Source organism: Atribacter sp. (assembly GCF_035418125.1).
Classification (GTDB): Bacteria; Atribacterota; Atribacteria; order Atribacterales; family Atribacteraceae; genus Atribacter; species Atribacter allofermentans.
In genome coordinates this window covers 1-7,488 of sequence record NZ_DAOLQM010000096.1, presented here as the reverse complement: position 1 = coordinate 7,488, position 7,488 = coordinate 1, and the positions used below count along the sequence as shown (strand labels likewise).

7 protein-coding genes, 1 tRNA gene and 1 pseudogene are annotated in these 7,488 nt (G+C 37.7%); 3 read left to right on the top strand and 6 right to left on the bottom strand.

Annotated elements, in window-relative coordinates:
* Positions 1-2: 2 nt before the first annotated feature.
* A tRNA-His gene (locus tag PLK24_RS06205) sits at positions 3-79 on the bottom strand.
* A 162-nt stretch (positions 80-241) separates the two neighbouring features.
* On the opposite strand from PLK24_RS06205, the gene PLK24_RS06200 reads away from it, so the two are divergent.
* Together PLK24_RS06200 and PLK24_RS06195 are read left to right on the top strand one after the other, a co-directional pair.
* Positions 242-574, top strand: coding sequence for a hypothetical protein (locus tag PLK24_RS06200; protein ID WP_324477344.1), 333 nt, complete (start codon positions 242-244; stop codon positions 572-574).
* Positions 575-887: 313 nt separating this feature from the next.
* Positions 888-1,424: a hypothetical protein gene (locus tag PLK24_RS06195; protein ID WP_324477342.1), complete on the top strand. Its 537-nt coding sequence runs from the start codon at positions 888-890 to the stop codon at positions 1,422-1,424.
* 131 nt (positions 1,425-1,555) lie between these two features.
* On the opposite strand, the gene PLK24_RS06190 is transcribed toward PLK24_RS06195, so the two are convergent.
* From PLK24_RS06190 to PLK24_RS06170, 5 genes are all read right to left on the bottom strand, one after another.
* Positions 1,556-2,557: a uroporphyrinogen decarboxylase family protein gene (locus PLK24_RS06190; protein ID WP_324477340.1), complete on the bottom strand. Its 1,002-nt coding sequence runs from the start codon at positions 2,555-2,557 to the stop codon at positions 1,556-1,558.
* Between the two features lie 156 nt (positions 2,558-2,713).
* Complete coding sequence (locus tag PLK24_RS06185) at positions 2,714-3,562, bottom strand: carbohydrate ABC transporter permease (protein WP_324477338.1); 849 nt, start codon at positions 3,560-3,562, stop codon at positions 2,714-2,716.
* Positions 3,555-4,289: a carbohydrate ABC transporter permease gene (locus PLK24_RS06180; protein ID WP_324477336.1), complete on the bottom strand. Its 735-nt coding sequence runs from the start codon at positions 4,287-4,289 to the stop codon at positions 3,555-3,557. Before PLK24_RS06180 ends, PLK24_RS06185 begins: the two co-directional genes overlap by 8 nt.
* 201 nt (positions 4,290-4,490) lie before the next feature.
* Positions 4,491-5,804, bottom strand: coding sequence for an ABC transporter substrate-binding protein (locus PLK24_RS06175; protein WP_324477334.1), 1,314 nt, complete (start codon positions 5,802-5,804; stop codon positions 4,491-4,493).
* A 163-nt stretch (positions 5,805-5,967) separates the two neighbouring features.
* The gene (locus PLK24_RS06170; RefSeq protein WP_324477332.1) at positions 5,968-7,062 is read right to left on the bottom strand and encodes a uroporphyrinogen decarboxylase family protein; all 1,095 of its coding nucleotides are present in this window, start codon (positions 7,060-7,062) and stop codon (positions 5,968-5,970) included.
* A gap of 156 nt (positions 7,063-7,218) precedes the next feature.
* On the opposite strand from PLK24_RS06170, the pseudogene PLK24_RS06165 reads away from it, so the two are divergent.
* Positions 7,219-7,488: pseudogene (locus PLK24_RS06165) on the top strand (hypothetical protein); the annotation flags it as partial.

The following is a 7,488-nucleotide window of genomic DNA, read 5'->3' as shown; positions in this document are numbered from 1 at the left end:
TTTGGGGTGAGTGAGGGGACTCGAACCCCCAACCCCTGGAGCCACAGTCCAGTGCTCTGACCGATTGAGCTACACTCACCATAAATGGTTTTCTTAAACTCTGCGCAGACTATTTTATCATATTACCCAGGCAAATCAACTGTTGCTTTTAAAATTGGATTGCTTATTCGGCAGGCTTTTTTGAAACTTTACCTTTTCAACAAAGTATATATAAGAGACAATATGATAAAGGAGGCTGTCGTTGTTGATTAAAAGAAGTATTTCGTTTTTTGCTTTAATAAGTATTCTGGTTGTTTCATTTCTTTTTGCTGGATGTGTGCCGGGAAGTTCACCGAATCAATTTTCCACCAATGGAACGGTTACTTATATTGACCTTGAAGGTGGGTTTTATGGAATTATCGGTGATAATCAGGAGAATTATGACCCAATCAATCTTCCCGATGAATTTCAACAAGATGGACTTCAAGTCGCTTTTACAGCTAAATATCGAGATGATTTAGCTGGTTTCCATATGTGGGGAAGAATTATCGAGATTTTACAAATCGAAGCGATAAACTCCAATAACCAGGTCTAATAAGGTTAGCCCTGGTTATTGGAGAAAATGAGAGTAAATTCTTTTTTATCCTTCTTTAAAAAGGTTTTCCTTCGTCCCACTTTCATTCTCATTCTAACCTTTTCCTATCAAGTAAGAAGGAACAACTAAAATTTTTAAATTTTTTCCTCGCTTCTGTTAGATGGCGAAAGTTTAAAGGATATCAATTTTACCATCATGGATGCATTAAAAATGTATGAAAATGTAATCTTTTAAGTTATCTAGGGATGTTGATAACGAAAACAATAATTAATCGTATTAATAAAAAGAAGAATGATTTTTCAGGAGGAGAAAAATGAAAAGAGTTCTAATAATTCTTACTATTTTAATTTTCATCTTTGTTGCCAATGGCTGCGTTCCTTCCGTTCCAGATTATGAACGGGTAGAAATTGAAGCTCTCATTGAGCGATATGGGAATGCTCTTTTGGTTCAAGATCATGACCTAGCTAAATCCTGTCTGGTTCCTGGGGGCCCAAGTGATCAAAATTTTGAACTCAAATACCAGATTATTGTAAACATTCTCACTACCCAACCGGAATATACCGGTCAAACATGTAGTATACCCATCTTTGGAGTAAATACCGGACAGATTAAGGTTGACGGCGATTGGGCAAACGTAAAATTAGAAAGTCGTCAAGTATGTGGATTTTGTGAAAATATCTATTGGATTCCCTACCCCATACCGATAGCCGATTATGCTGTTTCAGCACCAGCTCAGGGAGGTTCTGGAGTCTCTCCTTTTAACCAATGGGTTTGTTTTGAGAACACCTTTCTGGTCGATGATGAATCGCTTCTTCTGAAAAAAGTGAACGGCCAGTGGCTCATTTATTGATTTAATAATTGGTATAAAACGGCTGGAGCCTCTTCTATGCCAGATATATCTTCCTGAGGTAGATGCTCCAGCGTTTATTTTACATGACTTAAACAAATTAATAGATACGATAAAGATAAATTATTTTTCTTTCACAATACTGCTTGACATAGGGCCAGCAGATTTTCCGGTGGAGTTGCAACTGGAATTTCACATCCAGCACTTAGTATAAAAGGCATACCAGCATCTTCAATACAGCGAAGGCTCGCTTGTCGGACATCCTCAGGAGTACCTTCTAACATGACGCTTATTGGATCGACGTTTCCACATATACAAACTTGAGAACCAAAATAATGCCTGGCTTCTTTTAAACTTACCATAAAATCCAAATCAATGATATCTGCTCCGGTTTGTGCCATGTAAGGCAAAAGTCCTGAAGTATTTCCGCATATATGGAGTTTCACCTTGGCACCTAACTGGTGAATAGAGTTAAATAGTTCTTGTTCAAAAGGTAAAACGTATTTTTTATAGAGACTCGGTGAAAGCAACGAAGCAGCTGCATCACCAACCCCAATAATATCAGCTCCGGCTTTAATCTGCTCCTCAGCGAATTTTTTTTCTGTTTCAAGCACAATTTTTAGCAAGGATTCTACTTGTTCTGGTTGGTCAATGATATCCATCATTAAATTTTGGACTCCTCGCAAATCAGCCGCTTCGGCAAACGGCCCCTCCACCCAGCCAAGAATTGGAATATCCTTTGAAATTATTTGATGAAAAGCATTAACGGCTAATAATCGATCTTTCATTCTTGAAGCTTGATGAGGATCCAAAACCGGAAGAGAATTGATTTCTCTATCCTCCAAGGTTTTTAAGAGTGGTTCTTTCATTACCGGGATACCGTTATCGGGGTAGCTAAAAACCGCGCCATACCCTTCAGTTTCACGAAACGGATCAGAAATGGCCATCACCATATCGAAATTAAATTCTTTTTGACAGGCAAGGTAGCTGTCAACTAAAACTTGATAATTGAGATAATACTCGAGATAGGTCTTTCCAATGAATCGAGCGGCAAATGCCATTAATATTGGAGTTACCGGAATTCTATCGATGGCTTGTCCATTTAAAAGTGCATAAATTCTTTCTTTTGAATTCATTCAAAATCTCCCCAAGTCCCAAGATTATAAACATTTATTCCTATTATTTTAAAATAGTCCTTTCACCACCTTGAACAATTAAAAGTGCTATAAATATGATAAGGAGATCAAACCTAGTGTTTAGAATTTTTAATTTATGAGAACCTTCTTAAAAAATTACTTAATCGCACCGAAGGTCAGTCCGGAAACAATATATCTCTGAATAAAGAGAGCGACTATGATAACCGGAATAATCGAAACCAACCCAACTGCACTAACCTGTCCCCAGAGCAAGCCCCGGTCAATCATAAAACCAGATATGAGAACCGGAATGGTTCGAGTATTAAAAGCAGTGAGCTTAACAGCAAACAAAAACTCATTCCAGGACGCAATAAAAGTCAACAAAGTAACTGTCATTATCCCTGGGATAGTAAGAGGTATAACCACTCGAGTAAACAATTTGGTATAGCTGCATCCATCAATCAACCCTGCTTCGACGATCTCCCGTGGTAGCTCTTTAAAGAACCCATAAACCAACCAAATCACAAAGGAGAGATTAAAAAAAGTATAGGCGAGGATGAGAGCCGGAAAGGTATCAATCATTCGAAGCCTGGCAAATATTAAAAAGAGAGGTATGGCGGCAGCTATTGGTGGCATGATTCGCAGGCTGATGATCCAGATCAGCAAAGAGGTTTTGGTTTTTGCCTTCCACCGCATAAAGGCAAAAGAAAATGCCGTTACACATCCAATAATCAGTGAAATAATCACCGACGTAATTGATGCGATTAAACTGTTTCTGATATACCAAAAAATCGATTTTTGCTCAAAGACAACTCGATAATTATCCATCACTAAACCTGTGGGAGAAAAATTGGGAGGCCAAGACATTGATTTTGCCTCCGGCCGAAAAGAGGTGATACCCATCCAATAAATAGGTAGGAGGTATAAAATGGTAAAAACGGCAATAATTAAGATAATTGCAGTGTTAACCATTTGTTTTTTTGATTTTTTACGAGGCTTAAACAATTTCGAACCTCCTATTCAACCATCCCAGGAACCTGGTAATAAGAATTCCCATAACGATGGTAAAAATTAATGCAAATGATGTTGCAGATCCAATATTTAAATCGTTGAAAGCTGTGCGGAAAATGAGGAATCCAATGGTTTCGGTTCCACCACCTGGACCTCCATAAGTTAAAGTGTAAATAAGATCTAACGCTTTGGTAGCATCCATAAAACGCAAGGTAAGGGCAATTATAATAGCATAAGAAATAGAGGGAAGGGTAATATGAATGAATTTTTGCCACCCGGTTGTTCCATCGATTTCACCTGCTTCTAAAATTTCGGGTGGTATGCTTTGGAGTGCAGCTAAAATAATAACATACATAAAGGGCGTCCATTGCCAGACATCAGCTAATACAACAAAAAAGAGAGCATACTCATTTCCGGTCGGAGCAAAACCCTGAGTACCCAAAAGCCAGTTGAATAGACCATAATGGGGATTGTAAATCATCCTCCAGATAATACCTACCACTATTGGTGACACAAACATTGGTATCGTGAGTGCAGTTCGAACGACCGGACGGAAAAAACCAAGCTCTCGATTCATAAGAACGGCTAATACTAAACCAATTATCAACTCTAAAAAAACAGCAAGAATAACATATATAATGGTATTTTGTAAGGCATTCCAAGCAAAACTCGATTTAAAAAGATCGATATAATTTTTTAAACCCACGAATTGAGCAGGCATTCCATAGCGCCATATATAAAAACTTCCTCTCAAAGCAAAAAATAAAGGGTAAATCGCTAAACTCAGGAAAATTATAAAAGCGGGTAATATCAAATAATATTTTAACCTTTTTTCAATCATAAGCAGTCCCCTAATCAATAGTTATGGAGAGAAATTTCAACTATTCTCCCCATAACTATTTTTTTTATTGGAGAATTAGGTTTATTTCTGAGGATAACCAGCTCTTTCAAGAATACCTTTTAGTTCTTCAATCAGTTTATCGACACCTTCTTCAGCTGGCAACTTGCCGGTCATAATCTGGTTGGTAATTACTGCAAAATTTCCGCCATAGAGTTCCGACATAGTAGCAATTTTTCCATAAGAAACCGCTTTAGATATTGCTTCCGACTGACCTTTGAGCCAATCGCCGTAGGTTTCCTTTAAAGAATCATCGGTATAAGTTGCTTTTGCGCTTGGTCCTTTACCAAATTCCTTGAAGAAAAAGAGGTCATTCTCGGCAGTGGTCATGAATTTAATATATTCCCAAGCAGCTTCCTGGATTTTCGAGTCTGCACAAATGAATATTCCCCATCCACCTGACATTGGATAACCGATGGCTATATCAGCTGTACCGGTTTTTGCTCTTAAATCTGCATTAGCCGGATCAAGAAGCATACCATAAAGGGTAAGCGGCCAGACCTCGGTCATGGCTGCTTTTCCATCGATATAGAATTGGTAAGCTTCGGGGAGATTGTAACTTTCCACTCCAGGAGGCATATCTTTTAAACGATCTTGCCAGTATTGGAAGGCTTCGACCATTTTTGGTTTATCGATACAGATTTGGAAATTTTCATCCCAAAAACCATTTTCAGTTTTTATACTATTCCAATCAAACATTTGGAAATAGGTCTCAAAAGGATAAGATATACCCTGTTCAGTTGCATACATGTAAACGGCTCCCCAGATTCCTTTTTCTTTGTATTCTGGGTTATTATTAATCGATTGAACTATGTTGAGCCATTCCTCCCGATTGGTCGGTACTTTAAATCCTTCTTTCTCAAAAATGTCTTTTCGGTAGAACATTAAACGACCTTCCATGTTGAAAGGAAGGGCATATTGTTTCCCTTTCCACTCGGAATTAATTTGATAAGCTTTTTCTACGTAGATTGATGGATCAAATTCTGGATCATTCTTTATAAAATCATCCAGTGGGATCACATAACCACCATCTGCCCAAGCTCCTGTCCATTGATGGGCACCAACAATGACATCATATTGACCAGTGTGGGCTACAAATGCCGACATGGCTTTATCAAATTGAGTTCCATAAGGGGCTTCGTCCATTAAAATGTCAATCCCGAATTTCTCCTTCACTACTGGAACTGACCATTTTACTGCTTTTAACATGGGATCGTGGGAGTTGGCAAAGACTTTTAATGTTACACCATCAAAACGTTTCTCGGCTGCAAATGTTGGTACAATAGCAATTAACAAGACACTAACAACAATTAAGCTTAGAACTATGATTCTTTTCATTCCTGTTTTCCTCCTTTAAAAATCCTTATCATTCTTTACCCTCATTGAGCGAACCTAAGGGTTTTAATCATTACAGAGTGCTTTCCAACATACCTCCTTTCAATAGTATGGAATTCATTATAACAAAGAAATTTAATAATTAACTCTTTTATATTTCTATTTATTAGGTTTTTTTATAATCGCCTCTTCTTGCTCGATAAATAAAATCACGATAAGCATTAAAATTTTCCAGACTCATTTCCGGAGGGACGCCTCCAGCTCCTGAAAGGATAAACCTTTCCTCTCCACCAATAGTTACTATATCTTGAATGTGCTTCAATAAATCCTCTTTTTTCATTTGTCCAATCGTACAACTAATACCACCCTTGAGGGTAACCTTTTTACCATACTTTTCCTTTATGGATCTAAAATCCATTCCATCATAAGCATCGAGGGGATCGATGGAATCAAAACCAGCTTCAACAAAGTCTTCAAAAAGTGACATAACATTTCCATGAGAGTGAAACATAACCTTTTTCCCTCTTGAATGTAAAGCCTGAACAATTCTCCTGTCGTTTTCTTTAAACAGTTCTTGATAACTTTTTGGGCTAAAATATGCTGCAGTCTGGGTTCCCATATCGTTGGTTATCCAAAGTCCATCAACCTCACACTCATCAACCACCATTAATGCCAACTTAATGACTGCATCTACCGCTCGTCTCGACATTTTTTTAACCAGTTCTGGTTCTGAAGCGATATCCATCCAGGTATTCTCTAAACCTCGAAAGAGCATCCAAGCTGCTTCAAAAGAACCCTTCCCTTCCATAGTTACAAAATACCCTCGATCTTTTAACCTTTTTATTGGCTCTTTAATCGATTTTACACGCTTCCTTAGTTCCTCCCAATTGGGTTCAGGTATTTTTTCCAGGTCTTCGATATCTTTTACTGGATTATAAAATGCTTTTGCATAATAGGGCTTTTTACGCCAATACCAAATTCCTCCAAAAAAGGTTTTTACTAATAAATGAGTTTGGTCCTCAGTTAAAACATCACAAAATATTCCTGGTCCACCTGGAATGTTGAGAGGTACGGGTACAATTACCCAATCGGAATGGAAAAGTTCGGCTTCCAACAAGGCGATTTCATTCCATGTTCCAGACATAACTTGTGGACCGAAAAAAGCTAAGCGAGCTTCATGACAGTCAAACCCATCAATATAAGGAAGAATATCAGTTTTTTTCCCATCCAAAGCTGCCATGATCCTTTCATAGCCAGTCATTTATATTGCCCCCTTCATTGAATTACCGATTTCACAACTCGTGATAAAATAATGGTAACTACAATTTTTATATATTCTAAAATAACCTAAGCTGTGTAATTAAGTAAATGGTTTCTCCCGCAATATTTGAAAATTTTTTAATAGGAGGGAATGGGTATGAATATCATTACGAGAGAAGATATTCAAAACCTTCTCAAAAAGCAGGAGGGGATATGTGTCTCTCTTTATGCTCCCATGGAAAAAAGTGGTGATACCCAACAAAACCCGATCCGATTTAAAAACCTCTTATCTATTGCTGAGAAGCATCTTATTGACCAAGGGTTTCGAGAAAACGAGTTAAAAGATTTTCTTTCACCAATAAAAAAATTTCAGCAAGATAGTCTTTTCTGGGAACATCAAAGTGATGGTTTAGCTGTATTTCTTTCA

Bases quoted from the DNA above. Each gene is read 5' to 3' on its own strand.
- PLK24_RS06195 (WP_324477342.1), top strand. From the start codon at position 888: ATGAAAAGAGTTCTAATAATTCTTACTATTTTAATTTTCATCTTTGTT.
- PLK24_RS06190 (WP_324477340.1), bottom strand. From the start codon at position 2,557: ATGAATTCAAAAGAAAGAATTTATGCACTTTTAAATGGACAAGCCATC.
- PLK24_RS06180 (WP_324477336.1), bottom strand. From the start codon at position 4,289: ATGCCTGCTCAATTCGTGGGTTTAAAAAATTATATCGATCTTTTTAAA.
- PLK24_RS06175 (WP_324477334.1), bottom strand. From the start codon at position 5,804: ATGAAAAGAATCATAGTTCTAAGCTTAATTGTTGTTAGTGTCTTGTTA.
- PLK24_RS06170 (WP_324477332.1), bottom strand. From the start codon at position 7,062: ATGACTGGCTATGAAAGGATCATGGCAGCTTTGGATGGGAAAAAAACT.